Consider the following 19,988-nt stretch of genomic DNA (forward strand, 5'->3'; position numbering starts at 1 on the left):
TGTTTATTTATAAATTTCCGTACTTTTATAACGAACTAAAAAATAACCCCATTTCATATGTAGAAACAAGGTTATTATCAAACATATTAGACGTCTCCACCTTGCCAATCGAAATTCCTGGTAACAGTTCCTGCTCCATCATTAGTGGATGAGAGACGAATAATTAGCAAAAAGCATATATATTTTTGAACATTCTTATATAAACAAAAGCGATAACCCCGGTATAAATAGAATAAACAGTGCAGCAATAATCAGTACAATAATGAATGGAAAGGTTCCTTGAACAACATTAGAAAAGGGTGTTTTACTCACACCTGAAGCAACAAAAAGGTTCAGTCCAAATGGAGGTGTTAGCATCCCAATCGCTAACGTGACGATCATAATAATTCCAAAGTGAATCGGATCAATACCAAATTCATATACAATCGGTAAAAACAACGGAACGAAAATTAATACCGCAGCGCTTGTATCCATAAACATCCCAACCACTAACAAAATCACAAACACCATAAGCAGGAAAACAACCTTAGTATCTGCATATTCTAAGAAAAAGGCTGCGATTTCTTTCGGAATATTTTCATAGGTTAAATACCAACTGAACACGTTAGATGTTGCAATCACCAGCATAATCATCGAAGAGGTAATCACAGACTTTCGCGTGACGTTATATATTTTCTTCCACGTTAGTTCTTTATAGACAAACAAACCGATTAAAAAACTATAAACAATAGCTACAGCAGCCGCTTCTGTCGGAGTAAAAATACCAATATAAATACCACCAAGCACAATGATTGGCAACAAAATCCCCCAGAAAGCATGGATAAATGATCGCAACAATTCACCGAAGCTTACCCGTTTTTCTGGCTGATGTCCTTGCTTTTTGGCAATCACATAACTGACGACAATTAATACAAATCCTATAAAAACCCCTGGCATAATTCCCGCAATAAATAGATCTCCAATTGACACTTCAGCAGCAGAACCATAAACCAGCAACGTAATACTCGGAGGAATAATTATCCCTAAAGATCCAGCTGCAGTCATTAAACCAACAGAGAATTTTCTTGAATAATTTGCATCACGCAATGATGGAATCATTATGCCCCCAATAGCTGCTACAGTCGCAGGGCTAGAACCTGACAATGCGGCAAATAACATCGAGGATAAGACTCCAGCTATTGGTAATCCACCTGTCGTCCACCCAACCAATTTCCGAGCAAAATCGATGATCCTTCTTGATGTTCCTCCAGATAACATTAAATCTCCAGCGAAAATAAAAAACGGTATTGCCATCAATGTAAAAGAATCAATTCCGGAAAAAAGCGTTCGCGCAAAGACATCAAGTGAAATTCCTTGCTGATACATCGCCACAAAGCTAGCTATTCCAATGGCAATAGCAATAGGTGCACCGATCAGCAGCAAAACGATAAAAATGAATAAAATCATTTCTCCATGACCTCCTCTGGTTGTCCTTGATCATCAGAGTAAGATCGCTTTACATCAACAACTAGCATTTGAACAAAGCGAAACAACATCAATCCTCCACCAACTGGAACCGTTAGATACGGTATCGCCATTGGTACACCTAATGCAGGGGTAACATTCCCAAGCTCCACTACACTGGAAACCATTTCAGAGCCTGCCAAAATCATAATCAAGCAAAAAACAATACCTGCTAAATTAGCAAAAATGGAAAAAAACTTTTTTCCTGCCGATGGAAGAAATGCCACCAACGCATCAACCGTCGCATGCCCTTTTTCCCTGACCGCAATACTGCTGCCAATCAACACCAACCAAATAACTAAAAAGCGTGCAGTCTCTTCCGACCAAATCAAAGAAAAATTAAATAAATAACGTAAAATAACTTGTACAAAAATTAAAATAGAAGCGACTATCATGGAAAACACAGCAAAAGATTCTTCAATATGATTGACGACTTGATTGAACTTCTTCATACAAAGCCCCCTTTATGGTTAGGAAAATTTTCCATATAAGTTTTTTTATACTATAAACCATAAAATTATATACATACTTATAGCGTGAAATAAGAGCGATCCCTCGCTCTTATCCACCTCAACACTTTCCTTCTATTCGATTAACTCGATCATCTTATCCGAATCCTCAAATTTATCATGGAATTCATCAAATACTCCACTTAATGCATCCTTAAAAGCCTCTTTCTGTTCACTAGTCAATTCATTTATTTCGACGTCAGACTCTTCTAATATTTGCATGTACTCCTCTTCATCACTTTCTGACATATCCCATTGCCATTCCGTAACTTCCATCGCCACTTCTTCCACCACTTCCTGCAATTCCCCAGGCAGACTGTCATAGAAAGACTGGCTAATGATAAGAGGATACCCCATGTAACCATGAGAACTTAACGTTACATAATCTTGCACTTCATAAAATTTTTGACTGATAATGTTTGATAGAGGGTTTTCCTGTCCGTCGACAGTACCTGTCTGTAAGGAAGTATACAATTCCGAAAAGTCGATCGATACTCCACCCGCATTTAATGTTTTAAATTGCGAAATTAATAATGGACTTTGTGACGCACGCATCTTTAATCCATCTAAATCTTCTGGCGTTTCAATCAGTCTTTTCGAGTTGGTAAAATGTTTAAATCCGCCATCCCAGAAACCAATTAGTTTTAAATTTTGTTCCTCTAATTTTTCACTAAGATAATCCCCTAAATCTCCATTGACTGCTTCAAAAGCATGCTCACGATCTTCAAAAAGATAAGGCAGATCAAATACTTCAAACTCTTCTACAAAAGTTGGCAGTACACCAGTAAACGGAGCATTCATGTGGACTGTACCAGATTGCATTTGCTCCAGAATCTCTCGATCACTGCCAAGTTGAGAGTCCGGGTAAATTTCTACTGCTATTTGTCCATCTGTTCTCTCTTCAAGTAACTCTCCAAATTTTTCTGCACCCTTCCCTTTTGCAGTAGAAGGGCTCACCACATGCGCAAATTTCAAAACATATTCTTCACCGTCTTCATTATTAGCTTCCGTTTCCTCATTTGTTTCGTTGTTACCACTCTCTGTATTACCTTCTTCCGTATCTCCATTAGGCTCTGAAGAACTGCAAGCAGCTAGAGTAAGTAAAATCAATCCCATAACACTCATTAAAAGCCTCTTCATACCAAAACCCCTCTCTATAAAACTCTCCACTATTAACTATATGAAGCTCGTCCTGAAAAATAACTAAATAATAAACGAACAACATCTTGAGAGATGATGATAGAAGGATTCAAGACAGTTTGAAAGTTGAAGAATACAAAAATCCCTGATCAACTCCACTAAGAATCAATCAGGGGCAACACAATAAAATTCCCCATTTTCCACTTAATATAAGCACGCTGGATACTCCTCGTCACCAGATGAAGAAAGACCCGGAATCGCAAATTGATTCCGAGTCTTACGGTTATGCGTTGTGATTGTTTTTAAAGCGATTCGCTTCCAACCCTTTTGCATTCGGTTTAATAAAAAAGAGGCTGCCGGACAATGGAAGTTTTCCCAGTTCTTCCTCTGTCATTCCTTCCCTTGCAGTTGTAATGTATAGTGTGTCAAAATCCTTACCGCCAAAAGTGCAGGATGTAATGTTTTTGGCTGGCACTTCTACCACAGACAAAACCTCTCCAGTTTCCGGATTCCATCTGCTTACTTTTCCTGATCCCCACCCTGCGATCCAGAGCATGCCTTCGGTATCAATTGTCATGCCGTCCGGAAAACCATATGTTTCGGTGAATTGGAAAGCAACACGCTGATTCGTAATAGTTCCAGTTTCCAAATCGTATTCGAATACATAAATATTTCTAGTCGGTGTATCGATAAAATACATTCGTCTATATTTCATATCCCAGGCCATACCATTGGAGGTTCTCAGTTCAGTTAACTTTGCTTCCACTTCAAGCGCATGATTCATGCAGTACAAAGTGCCTTCTGGCTCATTATCACTTTTTTGCATCGTTCCCGCCCAAAATCTTCCTGCAGGGTCCACCTTACCGTCGTTGAATCGATTGTCTGGCCTGTCTAGTTCTGGATCATGTATAGCATTCATTTGTTTTGTTTCAGTATCATAAAAATAAAAGCCATTCTCCGCCGCCAACACTAATTGTCCATCTTCTGCTACAACAACTGCACCGACCATCTCACCAATCTCAAACGTGTCGTTCTGCTCCTTTTGCGGATTGAATCGATGAATTACTTCTCCTGTAATATCGGTCCAGTATAATACCTGATTTCTTTCATCCCAACAAGGCCCTTCACCAAGCAATGCTTTGATTTCATAAGCTACTTCTGCTTTCACCATTTTTTCCTCCTTCTTCTATTCGCATTCATACGAGCACACGGTTAGTTGAATGCTGGAGAATCTATTATAGCGCTTTCTTTTTCTAATATTATTATAGTGTAATTAGATAATAGAATAAAAGCATAATACACAGTTAGAAACAAAAGATCTATTGTTATGAGAAAAACAGAACGACATATTGACAAAGCTAGTAAACATTGAGATAATGTCTAAAATTATATATTGGTACCTTTAATTCAGTCCCGTGAGGCTGACAAGGACAACGGATTTGCTAATAGCATGCATAAGTGTGTACAAAACACGTGCATCTATTTGCCAAAAGCTTCTTGTCAGTCGGGCAGGAAGCTTTTTTTATTTGTTTAAAAACCTTCCAAACTATTAGTACAACATGTACAACTACTTTACAATCAAATAAACTGCTCGGCTTTGGTACTAATACAATGACAAGGAGGAACCAAAAATGGACAAAGAATTTTCTTTACAAGCTGTGCCACAATCACACCGAAATGGCTTTTTAAAAATGTTTGTGGTGATGCTCGGATTTACTTTCTTCTCTGCAAGCATGCTTTCAGGTGGAGAGCTAGGGTTAGGATTAACGATGAAAGAATTTATCTGGATCGTTTTACTCGGAAATCTAATACTCGGTTTATATACAGGTGGACTAGCCTTTATGGCAGCCAAAACAGGTTTATCTACTCACTTGCTTGCACGTTTTGCATTTGGTGAAAAAGGATCCTATTTAGTTTCATTTTTATTAGGTGCTACACAAGTAGGTTGGTTTGGAGTCGGGTTAGCCATGTTTGCTGTACCCGTTCATAAAGTAACTGGAATTAATATGTTAACATTAATCATTATTGCAGGAATGGTAATGACATTTTCAGCGTTCTTTGGCATGAAAGCATTAGCCATATTAAGTTTTATCGCTGTACCAGCTATTGCGATTTTAGGAAGTATTTCTGTTGGAGTTGCGATTAGCGATTTAGGTGGAATATCCGAATTATTTGCTTATCAACCTGAAACAACATTAGGTTTCGCTGCAGCTTTAACTATTTGTGTTGGGTCTTTCTCAAGTGGTGGAACTTTGACGCCAGACTTTGCCCGTTTCGCTAAAACAAAAAAGACAGCTGTTATTACAACACTGATTGCCTTTTTCATCGGAAATTCATTAATGTTTTTATTCGGTGCTATTGGTTCCATCTCAACAGGTCTAGGAGATATTTCGGAAGTAATGTTTGTGCAAGGTTTGATCGTTCCAGCGATTATTGTATTAGGATTAAATATTTGGACAACAAATGATAACTCTTTATATGCATCCGGTTTAGGTTTTTCCAACATAACAAAAATCAAAAAAAGTAAAGTGGTTATATTTAACGGAATTGTCGGTACCATCTTTGCGATGTGGTTATATAATAATTTTGTTGATTGGTTAACATTACTAGGAGCAGCACTTCCACCAATAGGTGCGATATTATTAGCTGACTTCTTCTTGTTAAGAAAAGGCCGTTACCCAGCATTAAATGAAATGACATTCCAAGTTATTCGTTGGCCAGCTATTATTGCTTGGATAGGTGGATTTGCATCAGCACAATGGTTACCAGGGATTCCGCCATTAAATGGCATTATTTGTGCAACTGTGTTATATATAGGTTTGACAATGGTATTAGAAAAATCTTTTAAAGCTGAAAAAAGCATGAAATTAGGAAAAGAGGTATAAATCATGATTCTTCAAAATGCAACATTACCAAAACAAGAAGGACTTTGGAATATTCATATTGAAAATGGGTTGTTTACAAAGATAGAAGAAGCAAAACAAATAGATGGTGCGCTAGATATTGGTGGAAAACTAGTGAGTGCGCCTTTTATTGAACCACATGTTCATCTTGATACGACATTAACAGCAGGTGATCCCAAATGGAATGAAAGTGGGACACTTTTCGAAGGGATTTCTACTTGGACCGAACGAAAAAAATCACTGACTATAGAAGATGTGAAAGCAAGGGCAACGAAAGCATTAAAATGGCAAGTCGCACAAGGTATCCAGCATGTCAGAACACATGTCGATGTTTGTGACCCATCTTTAACAGCGATGAAAGCATTGCTCGAAGTGAAAGAAGAGATGAAGGAATATATTGACCTCCAGTTGGTTGCTTTTCCTCAAGAAGGGTACTTGTCTTATCCTAATGGTACCGAACTGGTTGAGGAAGCATTGAAAATGGGAGCCGACGTTGTTGGAGGAATTCCGCACTTCGAATTCACTCGTGAATATGGTGTAGAATCGATGAAAATTGCGTTTGACTTAGCAGAAAAATATAACCGCTTAGTCGATATTCATTGTGATGAAATCGATGATGAACAATCGCGTTTTGTTGAAGTAGTAGCAGCAGAAGCATATAATCGCGGACTAGGTAGTAAAGTGACGGCAAGCCACACAACTGCCATGCATTCTTACAATAGCGCCTATGTATCAAAATTAATGAAACTATTAGGACTTGCTAATATTAACTTTATTGCAAATCCACTCGTTAATATTCATTTACAAGGCCGTTTTGATGATTATCCAAAACGACGTGGTATTACTCGAGTTAAGGAATTATCAGAAGCAGGACTTAATGTTAGCTTTGGTCATGATGACATTTTTGACCCATGGTATCCACTTGGAACAGGAAATATGTTGCAAGTATTACATATGGGAATACATGTAACCCATTTAATGGGATATCATCAAATTATAGATGCCTTTGACTTCATTACTGAAAATAGTGCAGTAACATTAGATATCCAAGATACATATGGTATAGAAGTTGGAAAACCAGCCAATTTTATCATATTAAATGCTAACAATGTTTATGATGCAGTTCGGAAACAAACAGAAGTGTTAGCATCATACCGTAATGGTGTGAAACTAGCAGTCACAAAACCAAAAGAATCTACTATTTATATAAATACGGAAGAAAAAATTGACTTTGAAAGGTAGTATCTTTTCTCTAATAAAAAGGGAGTTATCCTAAGATAGCTCCCTTTTTACATTAACCTACTATTCTATTAACAAAATGATCAACAAATTGTTCGGCATCTACTTCAAGTGCCACCTTCACATTCCCATTCTTATCTTCTGTTTCGATAGTTTGTCCACTTTCGTCTCCGTCTGTTATAACATTTACTGACATTTGTTTTGTCCTCACTAGTGATGGGAATACTGCCACACCGATTGTAAGTGGGTCATCTGACGGCTCCCACGCCTAAAGACGTGGGGTTCCCACGACCTAGACAGCAGGTGACTTACAGCTTGTGTTCCGCGAAGAATACAAGCGTTCCATCGTCTCAAAGGTACCTTATCAACCTTGCGGTTGAGTTTGCATCCTAAGTACTGAATGGGTTCAGCAAGTCTTTCACGATAGCGCATGACATTTAGTCTACTTACACATGCCTAGCCTCCGAAGAGACCGTACATCGACTTAACTATCGAATCCTTGAGTTTAAGGAGAACTCTCTTGGTGCCAGTCAGTCCAAGCGACAACCTATATCGATTCACCTTAGACCGCTACAGCGGTCTTTCTCTGTTTATCTGGTTTCACAAACCAGTGAAGTGTCTTGTTTGTAGATTGTTGAAGCCGTGCAATCTCACGATTATGCAGTTCTACAAATTGTTCCCATTGAGAGTCGCATAAATCCACATCAATGGAATCAAGACTATCAGTTGTATTTCCGATAAGGAAAGCACTATATAGGTCTCGTTGAATCGACAAGCCTTGAATGTCATTCCAGCGTTGCTCTAGTTGTTTCTTAGTATATTCGCCAGTTTTATGATTGAATTGACTGGCTTTTGTTGCGTAGGTATCAATTTTTTTAACCGATTTTCCTTGATACCCAAGTTTTCGGTCTAATATGGTGATTAACATGGCAGGTGCATGGTTCAACAAGCTCTTACCAAATCGTTTCTTCTTGTCGATACGCCCATTCTTCTTGTTTCGAGTTGTCTTTTTAGCTTTCTTCTGAAGGGATTGAAACCGCATCGTTTCTACTCGCACATCTGAACCTTGCGACAATATGTCATTCGCCAATTCTTCGTGTGCCTGTTTTCGTTTAGTAGCTATCTTGCGGTGCAAGTCTTTTCTTTTCGCTTTCCGTTTCATGTAGCGGTTAGAGAATGACCACTTTACGCCTTTCTTGACCACACCATTTTCTTTGAAGTTATGAGGATTCGTTGCACGTTTCGACCGGTCCATAGCGCGTTCCATACGACGTAGCTCTTTCGCATCAGCCTTACAGGCTTCCGCTAACTCGACGAGTTGAATTTTATCTTCAGATACGACAGCACCAGTGGAAGTCCCCATATCAATTCCTACTCGACTGTTAAATGTATCTACTGGATTCTTTTCCAAGCCAGTATCTTTATCTCGCTTAGTAGGTGGCAATCCCTCTTGAATTAGCTGTACGAAGAATCGTGGTTTCCCTCGAATCTCACGCATGACTACTCGGCAATACTTTGTCTTATCGCAAAGAGCCATGTGTGCATATTCATCATTTGGTTTGATAAAAACTTTCAGTTTGAGCGAACCCTTAGCGTTCTTCTTTCCCCAAAGCAGAAATTCACCATCGAAACGTATCCCGGTTGCATTGTTCTTGTTTTCAACCGACATATCATCAAACGGTCGTTTGAAGTGTACTCGTTTCGCTTGGTGGTATTTGAGTTTTTCAACTGATTTGAACGCTCGGGTTGCCAACTTTTGTGCTTCGAGTGACCCCATATTTTTGGCATACTTTGCCTGCATAGGAGCGACAAATGCATGGAGTTGATACTCAGAATAGCCATGTGACCGTTCTATTTCTTTGAGTCGTTTAGTTCTACCTTTGGCAGACTTATCAGCAACTAGCACATGGTATTCTTTGTCTGAACGAAGTTCAGCTAAACGCTTGAGGGCAAACCCAAGGCAAGCGTTATAGATTTGTTTAGCTATCTTTATCTTTTTCTCTAAGATGACTCGTTCAGCTTGATTTGTTTGAAGTTCTAGTTCGAGCACATAGCTTGGTGTTTTCGCTTTTGCCATGAGGTCGCCTCCTTTCTAGCGTTTTCGTTGCATCTCAACATACCTCAACCAGGTGTTTAAATCTTCAATCAACGGCTTCATTCAGGAATATCTTTCTCCTGTATCGTGGGCAGAAAACAAAATGATAGTTGAGAAGACTCACAGTTGTTTTGGTGTGCCTATAATCTTCTGTCATGGTTCTATTATACCACACAGTTCGTATGTATTAACGATAAAATCACGAAAACACACAACAAAAAAGAACTAGGATAGTGGTTATGTCGGACATGTACGACCCGCAAGGGGCCGCCCCAGTCCGAACTCACTATCATCCCATCCCTAAAGGAGTGGGCTTTCTCGTTCGTAAAATCTGTAACATTAGAGTAAGCCTTTGTGATTTAGAATATCTTAGTGAACATTGTTCTCACAAAAAGACTGCTATAAGTTAGTATTACTTATATGACAGCCTTTTAGATATCATAGTATTCATTTTTAAATAATACGTAATGGTACTTATTTTATGAAATAATATCACTGGTTGCAAGAATAGGAATTACAGATTGTACGTCTTTATCTGTACCTGCAGCTTCCGGGGACGGGCGAAAATGATTAATCTGTTCAGAGACAAAATCTGCTTGCTCTGACATAACTTTATGATGGGAGATAATGATATGATTTTCTGTAATCTCTATAGTACGCCATGCTTGTTCATCTAAACAAGCCGCAACTTGAACAAAAGTCCAGTTACCTTTATGTACAATAGAATTCTGATGATTATGACCATTAAAATAAACAGCTTGACCTTTTTTCTTATCTAAAATACGCCACATATCTATGTTAGGGTCAACAGATAATTTATCCATATCCGAGCGAGAAGTTGTATTATATACTGGATGATGTGCAAAAACAAATAATGGTTTTGTACCAGAAGCTTCGACTACCTCTTCAAACCAATCTAATTGCTCCTGATTTATGGAACCACCCCAGTCCTCATAGTCCATTTCTTTCGCAGTATTCAAAAAGGCAAAAATGGCATCATCTTTAGCAACGGTATGATACAAAGGCTGCTTGGTAATCTCCAGCACCCTTTCTATAGACTGGCCATATAAATCGTGATTCCCTAGTACATGATGAAAATGATTAGGCTTGTTATGAATAATCTGATAAACTCCTTCGAGTTCCTCAGTAGTACCAAAGTTAGTTAAATCACCTAACGAAATATGCATGTCCGCCTCATTATCAAGAAAATGGCCTAGAAAAGAACGATAAAAATCCCGCTTTGCTTCCTTTAATCCTTGAACATTTTGCTCAACTTCTGGAAAATGCAAATCACCTAATACAGAAAATTTCATTCTATCCCTCCTTACCCAGAGGATAACTTATCAATATTAATGCAATATAAATGTTTAGTTAAAAAACGTAAATTTCCTATGAGCGATACACTGTTAAGAACATTACATTTCCAGTTAAATGAGCAATTTGGAAAGAACACCTTTCAAAGATGACAACAGGATATCAGCTGTGACAGCTATTCAGTTATTAGACGAATATTAATTGACCTATATTTACGAGGTTCTTGATCGTCGATGGACGTTTGATGGTCTCCCTTTTTGCCCCTACCTAAAAGAGGATGGAAATATTTTTTGGTCTTTTGATCGGAATGATCCCTCCAAAATATTTCGCTTGTTGTAAGGAATTATTTCCACATTTGTAGGAAATAAAAATAATAACTCGTTATTTTCTGGTAAAATCTTGTTATGAGGAATTATTGGTTTGTGAAGTGTTGATCTTAAATTAACTAGCAGGTTAATGGAACAAAAGAAACGAGGGGAACTTTATTATGATTGAATTAAAATTTTTCGAGCGTTCAGATTTCCAACAACTAATAGATTGGATTGAAACACCAGAGTTTCTACTGCAATGGGGAGGTCCTAATTTTAGTTTTCCATTAGATGAACTGCAATTAGAAAACTACCTAAACAATGCAAACAGTGACAATTTTAATACTTTTGTTTATAGCGTTATAGAAAAGGAAACTGGAAAAGTCATAGGACATATTTCGTTAGGGAATGTTGATAGAAAAAACAAATCAGCAAGAATTGGAAAAGTTTTAGTTGGTGATAAGAATGTAAGGGGAAAAGGGATAGGTCAACAAATGATGACAGAAATTCTTAAAGTTGCATTCGATGAACTTCGCTTACATAGAGTTAGTCTCGGAGTGTTTGACTTCAATTCCTCTGCAATTGCATGTTATGAAAAATCAGGATTTGTAAAAGAGGGATTATTCAGAGACGCAAGAAAAATAGGTGATGAGTATTGGAATTTATGGGAAATGAGTATTTTAGAAAATGAGTGGTTTGAAATAAATAAAGGTTAGCCTTATTGTGCTAACGGGTGCGTTAGTTGAACAAGCCAAATTTAAAAAGTCGGTTCCTTAGCTTATAAAACTCGCGTTGTGTCGGCAGGCCCTATAAAATGCAAAATAAAAAAGAGTGCACATTTTTACCATTCTGACTTCAATTTTCATATCGTTACACACATGTTAACAGTGAAAGAGGAAGATTATCCTAAACTTTTTTGTAAAAAGGTATTGATAATTTTTTGATGATCTCTTCCGCAACACTAGTCGTGGCTACACTGTCATTTCATCAAAAAAATAACCACCCTAGCCTGATCAGCTAATGAGGGTGGTTATTTTTCACCTTATTAAGCAAGTCGCCCCCTTAAAGGGCTATGCACTAACCGTTTGGTGTACCAGTACCAAACGGTTTTTATTATGATATGTCTTTTCTACTTACATTATACCCGAATGCATAATTTTTAACAACTGATCAAAGCACAATAATAAATGCTAACTATATTTTTTAATAAAAACATTTACAACACGTTCCCTCGTTACAGAGTCCCAACCATCTTTTACTTTATTGTAAAGTTGCAATGCTAACCTATTATACATTTCTTTTATAATTAGTCTTAGTTCAGGAGTTATCTCTATATCTGGGGCAATACCAGAATAGTCCAAAGGTATCGGATATCTTCCCCAATAAGGAATAGCTTCTTCGACTTTTTTACATATGTCTAGTTCTTCTTCAGAAAGTCTTATCCCATCTATTTCTTTAACAAGGAGAGTGATTTTGTGAGATTTTATTTTCCCTCGTGTGATTGTTGATGGATCATCAAAAACAATAAATCCTTTCAACAAATTTTCAATAGCAAAACCAACCAATAAAAAATAAGTTCTGGATATTCCTTATATTTTCCTTGATTCATTGAATTTTATTTTTTCATCCAAAACTGGACCCCGAATTTCGGATTTCATAGAACCATTATTACTTTCCCACAAAATCTCTGCTGACTCCATTAGTTCTTCAGCATAGAATAACCATTCACTTGGAGCACCATCAATTATAAATTTTGATAATTTTGAACGGTCATCAATATTAAAGTATAGTTCATCCATATAAATCACCTCAAATTTAAGACATACCAATAGTAAAGAGTACTTGATCCTTACTTTTTTGTATTGCAATCATAACATAGTCAGAAATAACTTCTACATCCTCTTCTGGTAACCATTATTCGATTACATCTTCATTCGGATGTAATCGATTTTTAGCACCTAATATGACGAGATCAGGTTTGCTGCTTAGGCAGATTGGTTCCAACTTCTACTCATTTACAATTAATTAATTTTTTAAGAGAGTGTAAAAAAGAGCCTTTGAAATTTCAAAGGCTCAAACAGCAAACTGAATAATGAAATGGAGTAAAAACAAGCAAGCTATCACGTAAAGTGTAAAGGATACTTTTCTTGCACTGCCAGTACTCAATTTCAAAATCACATATAGAATGAATCCAATGGCAATTCCATCCGCTATACTATAGGTGAATGGTATCATCACAATAATAAATATCGCAGGGAAAGACTCCGTTAGATCACGTAAGTCTAACTGCTTAATACCTTGAACCATAAGTCCTCCGATAATAATTAATACCGGTGCAATCGCATTGGAAGGAATCATTTGGATATATGGAATAAAAAACGTTACAGCTAAAAATAAGAAACCTGTGGTAATCGTAGTTAAGCCTGTCCGTCCTCCTGCTGTAATCGCCGCCGTTGTTTCGGCAGTCGATACTGTCGGGCTGGAGCCAAACATACCGGAGAGCATAACCGAGATCCCATTTGCTTGAAAGGCTTTCTTAAATTTCTCCGGATGATTCGTTGCCGCAACATGGCTATATGTTAAGCCAATATTTTCAAACAACACAACCATTGTAATCGAAAATACCGCTACTAAATACGGAAAGGAAGACCAATCCGCCAAAGAAAAAGCCCAAAATACTTCCTGATATCCTTGCAGTGAGAACGATTCATTTGCTTTTGAAGGCAGTACTCCTAAAAAGAATGCTATTCCGGTACCAAACAAAATCGTCCATAAAAAGTTACCTTTTACATTACGAATAAATAATATTAGCGCAATGATAAAGGTAATAATCGTCGCAAAGACAGCGGGATCACTGAAATCACCTAAGGCAAGGATTGATTGGTCGCCTCGTTCAACCAGATGACCTTTCTCTAAACCGATCAACATAAGAAACAGACCGATGCCGATATTAATAGCTTCCTTCAATGACTCCGGAATCGCATTCTTGATCACAGTCGTTAAAGATGAAAATGCAATCAACGTAAACACAAGACCTGAAACAACAGTTACACCGAGCGCCTGTTGCCACGTAAGTTCCATTGATTGTACAAGCGTATAGGTAAACATCGCATTAATACCCATACCAGGAACGATCAGGATTGGTGCATTGGCCCATATTCCCATAATCAAACAACCAACAAATGAAGTAAGAATGGTTCCTAGGACTGCTCCTTCTAATGGAACACCAGCTTCTGATAAAATCAAGGAATTCACAGCAATAATATAAGCAATCGTGAAAAACCCGATTAATCCAGCAGATAGTTCTTGTTTTACACTCGTCTCATGTTGTTTTAATTGAAAAATATCTTTTCTCAATGTATTTCCCTCTATTTAATTGTCCCTCTCCCGACCCGCTCTAATAAAAGAGCCAACTTATATTGTATTAAATTTAGGGAACTTGTCAACTCTAATCGGGAAAGGTTCACTTAACCATAACAACTTCATATCACTTCATGTCCTACCGTTCTCAATTTGATATTTGCATTATCTCATATTGAGATTTATAATTAAGTCAACGAGATGAAAACGCTTTACTAAATGAATAACTCTTTGAATAGGAGCATGAGGAGGACTTAGCATGAGCCAATTAGAAAGAAATGACAAAATGGAACACCTACTAGAGAAAAACAAATTTAATGAGGAAACCATATACAACATGACAGACGAACAAATTGAATATTTTCACTGGCTCTATTTCGAAGATTCTGTATATGACTTAATGTAAAATTAATAAAAAAATATATACACAGCTCTTGGTTAAAGTAAATCCGAGAGCTGTTTTTTAATGGCAAAAATTCATACAAAATCTTGCTAGTTTAAATAATTATTCTTCTTTTACCTCTGATATAAATTTACTTATTTCATTTAAATTTGGAAGCGCTGGAATACCTCCTTGTTTTTGAGCAACATATGCCCCCATAGCGTTTCCAAATAGAAGTAATTCACTCATTTCCTTTTCCGAAATATTTTGATATGGCATGTTGTTTTCTAATATCTTGTATAAAACTCCTGCAAAGAAAGCGTCGCCACATCCGGTTGTATCGATAGCTTTTATAGACAATCCTGGTTTAAACAAAATAACATGTTTGTTACAACAATAGCTCCCTATACTACCAGCTGTAATAAAAAGTAAAGATACATCATATTGCTGAAAAATCAGTTTAGCACCTTTCTCCACCTCGTTCGTACCTGCTATAAATTCTAGTTCTTCCTCTGAGAGTTTTACTATGTCTGCATAATATAATAATTCTACTATTCTTTCCTTTGCCCCTTCTAAAGAATCCCATAAATCACGTCTAAGATTTGGATCATATGAAATAGTTACACCATTTTCCTTTGCTATTTTTAAAGCTGTTCGCGTAGCTTTTCTAGATGGCTCGTTTGTCATCGAAATAGAACCCACATGAAAAATCTTAGTTTGAGCAATTGATTCAGGCTTTAGATCATCTTTTGATAACATTGTATCTGCTCCTGGATTTCTGCAAAAACTAAAAGAACGATCTCCGCTTTCATCTATATGAACAATTGCAAGTGTTGTATGTATATCGGAATACACCATGCCCGATGTGCTGACCCCATTGTTGTACAATGTTTCTTCAAGCATATTTCCAAACTGATCATTCCCAACGGAGCCTATAAATGATGTTTCTTTACTTAATCGAGAGAGTGCTACCAATAGATTACCGGGAGCTCCTCCTGGGTTTGCAGCATAAACCGGATTCCCATGCTCACTAACTCCGTTTGGTGTAAAATCAACTAAAATCTCGCCTAATGCTGTTACATCTACCATTTTTTCACCAACTTTTTTATAATTTACTCTTTCACAAGTCTCTATAGACAGTTTAAACTTTCATTTTTTATATAGTTTCACTACTACATACTTCTAAGAAAAAAGTCAGAATCTTATTTCTCGGTCTTCTGGCTTGCTTCACACATTTTAAAATTGTTAAGTTCTAGGCTTTAAAAGATATCCCTCTTCAACCTTCATCTCACCATCTAAAGCATGAAGCGAAATTTCTTCACATGCTTTATCCGGATATACTAGGCTTGTTAAAGCAAACTCTCCTCCATTTCCAAATATTTCTATAGAAGAAGAATCAATAACCAAGTTTAGTTTAAGCTTTTGTGTATCAAATAATTTTATTTCTTGTGGCATTGAGAAATTATCTGAAAAAGAATTCATGCCTGAATTTTTACGATCCAATATTAATAATTGTTTTTGTGTATCAATTATTATGGATGTTACATTTGATTGTGTATGATGAATATCCACTCCATATTTTGTCGCATCCATATTTTCGATATTTAGCGTTATCATCCCATACGATTCATCAAAATCATATCGTAGTTCCTTATCTATCAATTTATTATTGATTACTTCTTTTCTCGTAAAATAAACATCTAATTCTTGTACAGGTTTCTGTATCACGGAATAGGAATCCTTGACTTTACGAATCCCTAGTTCCCTAGGTAATGTCATTTGACTTCTCCAACCTTGAGTTGGTACCTCATTAGCATAACGCCAGTTACTCATCCACCCTAAATAAATACGTCTACCATCTTCTACTGGTATATCAGAAAAGCTTACACCTGCATAATTGTCTTTGCCGTAATCTAACCATTTTTCATCCTCATGTTCAGCCTGAAATACAGAACCATTAAATGTCCCGACAAAATATTGAGTAAGTGAACCTTTTTCGAATTTAGGATTATCTCCTATACTTACAAAAAGTACCCACTTAGATTCTTCGCTATTTTCTACCTGTAATTCAAATAAGTCCGGACACTCCCAAACCCCGTCATGAGATCCAATGTTATCTCCAAACTCACTTTCAAAACACCAATCTATTAAATTAGGAGATGAATAAATAGATATAGTTTGACCAGTCGCCAACACCATCATCCATTTGTTAGAGGAGTGATGCCAAAATACTTTTGGATCTCTGAAATCAACATTTGAGTCATGTTCTAATACAGGATTATGTTGATACTTTACCCATGTCCTTCCATTATCATAACTATAAGCTAAACTTTGTGATTGCTTTGGTGGGATGTATACTTCGTTCTCTAAGTGATGAGTAAAAATCGCGACAAGCCCCGGTTCATCAGGAAAGAAACCTGTGGTATTATTCCAATCAACTACAGCACTCCCTGAAAAAATGGTGCCATTTTCATCGGGATATAAGGCAATAGGTAACTCTGTCCACTTAACCAGATCTTTACTGACAGCATGGCCCCAATGCATGGGACCCCATTTGCTGTCATTTGGATTGTATTGAAAAAAAAGATGGTATTCTCCTTTAAAGTAAATTAAACCGTTTGGATCATTCATCCAATTTTCTTGTGGTGAAAAATGTAAGTGTGGTCGATATTTTTGCACTTGACTTAGTGACATAATTATTACTCCTTCGCATTTCTATCATAGGCTGTTTGTTTAATTTCTAACCATTCTTGATAACCAAGACGGTCTAATTCTGTCAGATACTCTTCCCATTCCTCATCAACATTGCCATTTGAGATCCATTCCGCCTTTTTCCTTTCTACATAAGGAAATAAATCTGCTTCAATGGTAGAAAGGTCATCTAATTCTTCTAATGTCATAAATACTTTTGGATAAATATTGTCATTATTCATATATGGAACCAGCTCTTCATGAAGTATTTCTAATCTCCACGCTGCATCATCCGGCATTGTTGTGACATCACCATAATATTCATCTAGAATCGCTAACGGTCCACCAACCGAAGTTTCTTCACGCAATTCTACTGGCGCAGTTCCTTCTAGAGATAAGTGTCTTAGCATGTTTTCGCCTTCATCATATTCAAAGATATTTTGCTTTTCTTCATCACCATATGTCCCCCAGTTATTTTGTACAGACTGATGAGGATCATATAGTTGATCAATCCATTTCGCCGTTAATTCTAGATTTTCATTTGCACTAGTAATGACCATTCGGGCCCGATCAAATCCCATTCCATTCGAACGAGCAACATGTTTACGCCCATCAGGACCTTCTACCGGCGGCAACAATTGATACTTATCGTTCTGACCAGTGATATTTGCTTTATCCCAAGTAAAATACAAACCATATCTTTCTTCTTTACCCTTAGCTAGATACGAATTCCAATCTTGCTCAAAAGCTTCTACATCCATTAAGTCTAATTCATATAATTCATGTAGATAATTAATTCCTTCCCTGTATTCTTCTTGTGCAGTAGTAAATATAACCTCATCATCGTTACTTACAACAGTATGATCCCAGTTATCGCCCTCACCAAATGGAGAAAATAAAAATGAAAGATCTTCCCCACCATGGTTGATAATAAATGACATTGGAATGGTTTGGCCATCGCCAGCCATATCATTTTCTTTAAATGCAACTAGGGCCTCTTTGAGTTCTTCAGTTGTTGAAGGCATATCCAAACCAAGCTCATCTAACCATTCAACATTAATCCAACCTGTAGCATCTAGTGAATGGATACTTTCCTTGCCAGCTCCTAATTCTTCAATCCAAGGAAAAGCATAAATATGACCATCAGGTGCTGTCATCATAGCACGATATTCAGGTGCTTGCTCTAATACCGCCTGCAGATTTGGCATATATTGATCAATTAAATCTTCAACAGGTATAATTGCTTCGTCGTTCGCTAAGTCCAGTAATTCATAATCACTATAACCTGCATTCATAATTGCATCAGGTAATTCACCGCTTGCTACTGCTAAATTTCTTTTTTCAGCAAAGGATTCGCCAGTATAATTCTTCCATTCTATGTGTACTCCTGATTCTTCCTCTAAACGTTGTAAAATTAATTTATCATTAGGATCTTCAGGAGCCATTGGTGAACTTTCCGTCATGAATTTTAGTGTTACTTCCTCCTCTAAAGGGAACGTGATATCATTTAATTCATAGTTTTCTGATGAAGCTTTTTCACTATTACCACATCCAGCAATTAATAAAATACCGAGCAACACGCTCGTTAGTGTTAATAAACTTCTGTACATATTTTTCATCCTTTTAACCCTCGCTTTTATTATTTTAATGATCCAACCATGACACCTTTTTCAAAATACTTCTGGAAGAAAGGATACATGATCATTAATGGTAAACTTGCTATAACAATGGCAGAATACTTAATCATTTCTGCAATTCTTTGTAATTCTGCTCTCGCCAGTTGATCTCCAATCATACCTGGCTCTATTTCGTTTTGAATTAAAATGTCACGTAGAACCAACTGTAACGGATACAGACTTTTATCCTCTAAGTAAATCATGGCATCAAAGTAGGCATTCCACTGTCCGATAAATGAGTAAAGTGCAAGAACAAAAATAATAGGTTTCGCTAATGGCAATATAATACTAATGAAGATCTTAGCATCTGATGCACCATCAATTCTCGCAGCTTCTTTCAATTCATTAGGCAAGCCTTTAAAGAATGTCCTTGCCAAGATAATATTCCAAACAGTAATAGCTCCCGGTAAAATAATCGCCCATGGACTGTTAAGCAAACCTAAATCTTTTACCAGTAAATAGACAGGAACCATTCCCCCATTAAAGAACATGGTAAAAAGAAAATAAAGCATAATTATTTTCTTCCCCACCAGATTATCAATAGATAATGAGTAACCCGCAAGAATAGTAAACCCAACTGAAACAAGAGTAAAACCTGTTGAATATAAAATAGAATTTATAAATCCTCTCACGATCGACCCATCATTAAAAATTCGAACATACCCATCAACTGTCCAATGTTTGGGGTCGAATGAAAGTCCTTTCGTCAAAAGAACATCAGGCTGTAAAAAGGAACCTAATAGTACATACAAAAGAGGTAATGTAACAATTAGCACTACGACAACCAAAAGTATCTTATTAATAAAGAGTAGCACTTTGTCTGTTTCCGAATTATTAATGAGATTATTATTCATTTTCACTACCTCCT

The 19,988-nt window shown here is 36.9% G+C and carries 18 protein-coding genes and 1 pseudogene; 4 read left to right on the forward strand and 15 right to left on the reverse strand.

Annotation, left to right across the window (positions count from 1 at the left end; translation table 11 throughout):
- Positions 1–195 precede the first annotated feature (195 nt).
- The 4 genes from BM121_RS03240 to BM121_RS03255 form a co-directional block, all read right to left on the reverse strand.
- Positions 196–1,446, reverse strand: a complete 1,251-nt coding sequence (locus BM121_RS03240) for a TRAP transporter large permease (protein WP_091481041.1) — start codon at positions 1,444–1,446, stop codon at positions 196–198.
- On the reverse strand, positions 1,443–1,955 hold the full coding sequence (locus BM121_RS03245) for a TRAP transporter small permease (RefSeq protein ID WP_091481044.1): 513 nt from the start codon (positions 1,953–1,955) through the stop codon (positions 1,443–1,445). Before BM121_RS03245 ends, BM121_RS03240 begins: the two co-directional genes overlap by 4 nt.
- Before the next feature lie 132 nt (positions 1,956–2,087).
- Positions 2,088–3,152, reverse strand: a complete 1,065-nt coding sequence (locus tag BM121_RS03250) for a TRAP transporter substrate-binding protein (RefSeq protein WP_091481046.1) — start codon at positions 3,150–3,152, stop codon at positions 2,088–2,090.
- Between the two features lie 283 nt (positions 3,153–3,435).
- Positions 3,436–4,323, reverse strand: a complete 888-nt coding sequence (locus tag BM121_RS03255; protein ID WP_245780714.1) for an SMP-30/gluconolactonase/LRE family protein — start codon at positions 4,321–4,323, stop codon at positions 3,436–3,438.
- Positions 4,324–4,783: 460 nt separating this feature from the next.
- On the opposite strand from BM121_RS03255, the gene codB reads away from it, so the two are divergent.
- Together codB and codA are read left to right on the forward strand one after the other, a co-directional pair.
- Positions 4,784–6,037 (forward strand): cytosine permease, encoded by a 1,254-nt coding sequence (gene codB / locus BM121_RS03260; RefSeq protein WP_091481049.1) that lies wholly within the window; start codon positions 4,784–4,786, stop codon positions 6,035–6,037.
- 3 nt (positions 6,038–6,040) lie between these two features.
- Complete coding sequence (gene codA / locus BM121_RS03265) at positions 6,041–7,297, forward strand: cytosine deaminase (protein ID WP_091481051.1); 1,257 nt, start codon at positions 6,041–6,043, stop codon at positions 7,295–7,297.
- Positions 7,298–7,349: 52 nt separating this feature from the next.
- Here the strand turns inward: codA and BM121_RS21955 are convergent, their stop codons facing one another.
- The 4 genes and pseudogenes from BM121_RS21955 to BM121_RS03280 form a co-directional block, all read right to left on the reverse strand.
- Entirely contained in the window at positions 7,350–7,490 is a 141-nt protein-coding gene (locus tag BM121_RS21955) for a hypothetical protein (protein ID WP_175495304.1), read from the reverse strand.
- A 366-nt stretch (positions 7,491–7,856) separates the two neighbouring features.
- The gene (locus tag BM121_RS03270) at positions 7,857–9,371 is read right to left on the reverse strand and encodes a transposase (protein WP_091481053.1); all 1,515 of its coding nucleotides are present in this window, start codon (positions 9,369–9,371) and stop codon (positions 7,857–7,859) included.
- Positions 9,372–9,438: 67 nt separating this feature from the next.
- A pseudogene (locus BM121_RS03275) lies at positions 9,439–9,546 on the reverse strand (IS200/IS605 family transposase); the annotation flags it as partial.
- A gap of 322 nt (positions 9,547–9,868) precedes the next feature.
- The gene (locus tag BM121_RS03280) at positions 9,869–10,702 is read right to left on the reverse strand and encodes a metallophosphoesterase family protein (RefSeq protein WP_091481055.1); all 834 of its coding nucleotides are present in this window, start codon (positions 10,700–10,702) and stop codon (positions 9,869–9,871) included.
- A gap of 488 nt (positions 10,703–11,190) precedes the next feature.
- Here BM121_RS03280 and BM121_RS03285 point away from each other — a divergent pair, with 488 nt between their 5' ends.
- Positions 11,191–11,727, forward strand: a complete 537-nt coding sequence (locus BM121_RS03285; protein ID WP_091481058.1) for a GNAT family N-acetyltransferase — start codon at positions 11,191–11,193, stop codon at positions 11,725–11,727.
- A 474-nt stretch (positions 11,728–12,201) separates the two neighbouring features.
- On the opposite strand, the gene BM121_RS03290 is transcribed toward BM121_RS03285, so the two are convergent.
- From BM121_RS03290 to BM121_RS03300, 3 genes are all read right to left on the reverse strand, one after another.
- Positions 12,202–12,576, reverse strand: a complete 375-nt coding sequence (locus tag BM121_RS03290; RefSeq protein ID WP_091481060.1) for a hypothetical protein — start codon at positions 12,574–12,576, stop codon at positions 12,202–12,204.
- Positions 12,577–12,600: 24 nt separating this feature from the next.
- Complete coding sequence (locus tag BM121_RS03295; protein ID WP_091481063.1) at positions 12,601–12,810, reverse strand: hypothetical protein; 210 nt, start codon at positions 12,808–12,810, stop codon at positions 12,601–12,603.
- A 274-nt stretch (positions 12,811–13,084) separates the two neighbouring features.
- Positions 13,085–14,368, reverse strand: coding sequence for an NCS2 family permease (locus BM121_RS03300; protein WP_091481066.1), 1,284 nt, complete (start codon positions 14,366–14,368; stop codon positions 13,085–13,087).
- Between the two features lie 262 nt (positions 14,369–14,630).
- On the opposite strand from BM121_RS03300, the gene BM121_RS21730 reads away from it, so the two are divergent.
- Entirely contained in the window at positions 14,631–14,777 is a 147-nt protein-coding gene (locus BM121_RS21730; RefSeq protein ID WP_139220238.1) for a BH0509 family protein, read from the forward strand.
- A gap of 99 nt (positions 14,778–14,876) precedes the next feature.
- Here BM121_RS21730 and BM121_RS03305 read toward each other — a convergent pair whose 3' ends face one another.
- The 4 genes from BM121_RS03305 to BM121_RS03320 form a co-directional block, all read right to left on the reverse strand.
- Positions 14,877–15,842 carry a carbohydrate kinase family protein gene (locus BM121_RS03305; RefSeq protein ID WP_091481069.1) on the reverse strand — a complete coding sequence of 322 codons (966 nt, stop codon included), beginning with the start codon at positions 15,840–15,842 and terminating at the stop codon, positions 14,877–14,879.
- A gap of 156 nt (positions 15,843–15,998) precedes the next feature.
- Positions 15,999–17,447, reverse strand: coding sequence for a glycoside hydrolase family 32 protein (locus tag BM121_RS03310; RefSeq protein ID WP_091481072.1), 1,449 nt, complete (start codon positions 17,445–17,447; stop codon positions 15,999–16,001).
- Positions 17,448–17,452: 5 nt separating this feature from the next.
- Positions 17,453–19,054, reverse strand: coding sequence for an extracellular solute-binding protein (locus BM121_RS03315; RefSeq protein ID WP_245780715.1), 1,602 nt, complete (start codon positions 19,052–19,054; stop codon positions 17,453–17,455).
- A 29-nt stretch (positions 19,055–19,083) separates the two neighbouring features.
- Positions 19,084–19,974, reverse strand: a complete 891-nt coding sequence (locus BM121_RS03320) for a carbohydrate ABC transporter permease (protein WP_091481077.1) — start codon at positions 19,972–19,974, stop codon at positions 19,084–19,086.
- Positions 19,975–19,988: the final 14 nt, after the last annotated feature.

Source organism: Gracilibacillus orientalis (assembly GCF_900114645.1).
GTDB lineage: Bacteria > Bacillota > Bacilli > Bacillales > Amphibacillaceae > Gracilibacillus > Gracilibacillus orientalis.

Coding starts and splice junctions, on each gene's coding strand:
- codA (WP_091481051.1), top strand. CDS start 6,041: ATGATTCTTCAAAATGCAACATTACCAAAACAAGAAGGACTTTGGAAT.
- BM121_RS03245 (WP_091481044.1), bottom strand. CDS start 1,955: ATGAAGAAGTTCAATCAAGTCGTCAATCATATTGAAGAATCTTTTGCT.
- BM121_RS03315 (WP_245780715.1), bottom strand. CDS start 19,054: ATGTACAGAAGTTTATTAACACTAACGAGCGTGTTGCTCGGTATTTTA.
- BM121_RS03255 (WP_245780714.1), bottom strand. CDS start 4,323: ATGGTGAAAGCAGAAGTAGCTTATGAAATCAAAGCATTGCTTGGTGAA.
- BM121_RS03295 (WP_091481063.1), bottom strand. CDS start 12,810: ATGGATGAACTATACTTTAATATTGATGACCGTTCAAAATTATCAAAA.
- BM121_RS03240 (WP_091481041.1), bottom strand. CDS start 1,446: ATGATTTTATTCATTTTTATCGTTTTGCTGCTGATCGGTGCACCTATT.
- BM121_RS21730 (WP_139220238.1), top strand. CDS start 14,631: ATGAGCCAATTAGAAAGAAATGACAAAATGGAACACCTACTAGAGAAA.
- BM121_RS03250 (WP_091481046.1), bottom strand. CDS start 3,152: ATGAAGAGGCTTTTAATGAGTGTTATGGGATTGATTTTACTTACTCTA.
- BM121_RS03310 (WP_091481072.1), bottom strand. CDS start 17,447: ATGTCACTAAGTCAAGTGCAAAAATATCGACCACACTTACATTTTTCA.
- BM121_RS03305 (WP_091481069.1), bottom strand. CDS start 15,842: ATGGTAGATGTAACAGCATTAGGCGAGATTTTAGTTGATTTTACACCA.
- BM121_RS03285 (WP_091481058.1), top strand. CDS start 11,191: ATGATTGAATTAAAATTTTTCGAGCGTTCAGATTTCCAACAACTAATA.
- BM121_RS03320 (WP_091481077.1), bottom strand. CDS start 19,974: ATGAATAATAATCTCATTAATAATTCGGAAACAGACAAAGTGCTACTC.
- BM121_RS03280 (WP_091481055.1), bottom strand. CDS start 10,702: ATGAAATTTTCTGTATTAGGTGATTTGCATTTTCCAGAAGTTGAGCAA.
- BM121_RS03270 (WP_091481053.1), bottom strand. CDS start 9,371: ATGGCAAAAGCGAAAACACCAAGCTATGTGCTCGAACTAGAACTTCAA.
- codB (WP_091481049.1), top strand. CDS start 4,784: ATGGACAAAGAATTTTCTTTACAAGCTGTGCCACAATCACACCGAAAT.
- BM121_RS21955 (WP_175495304.1), bottom strand. CDS start 7,490: ATGTCAGTAAATGTTATAACAGACGGAGACGAAAGTGGACAAACTATC.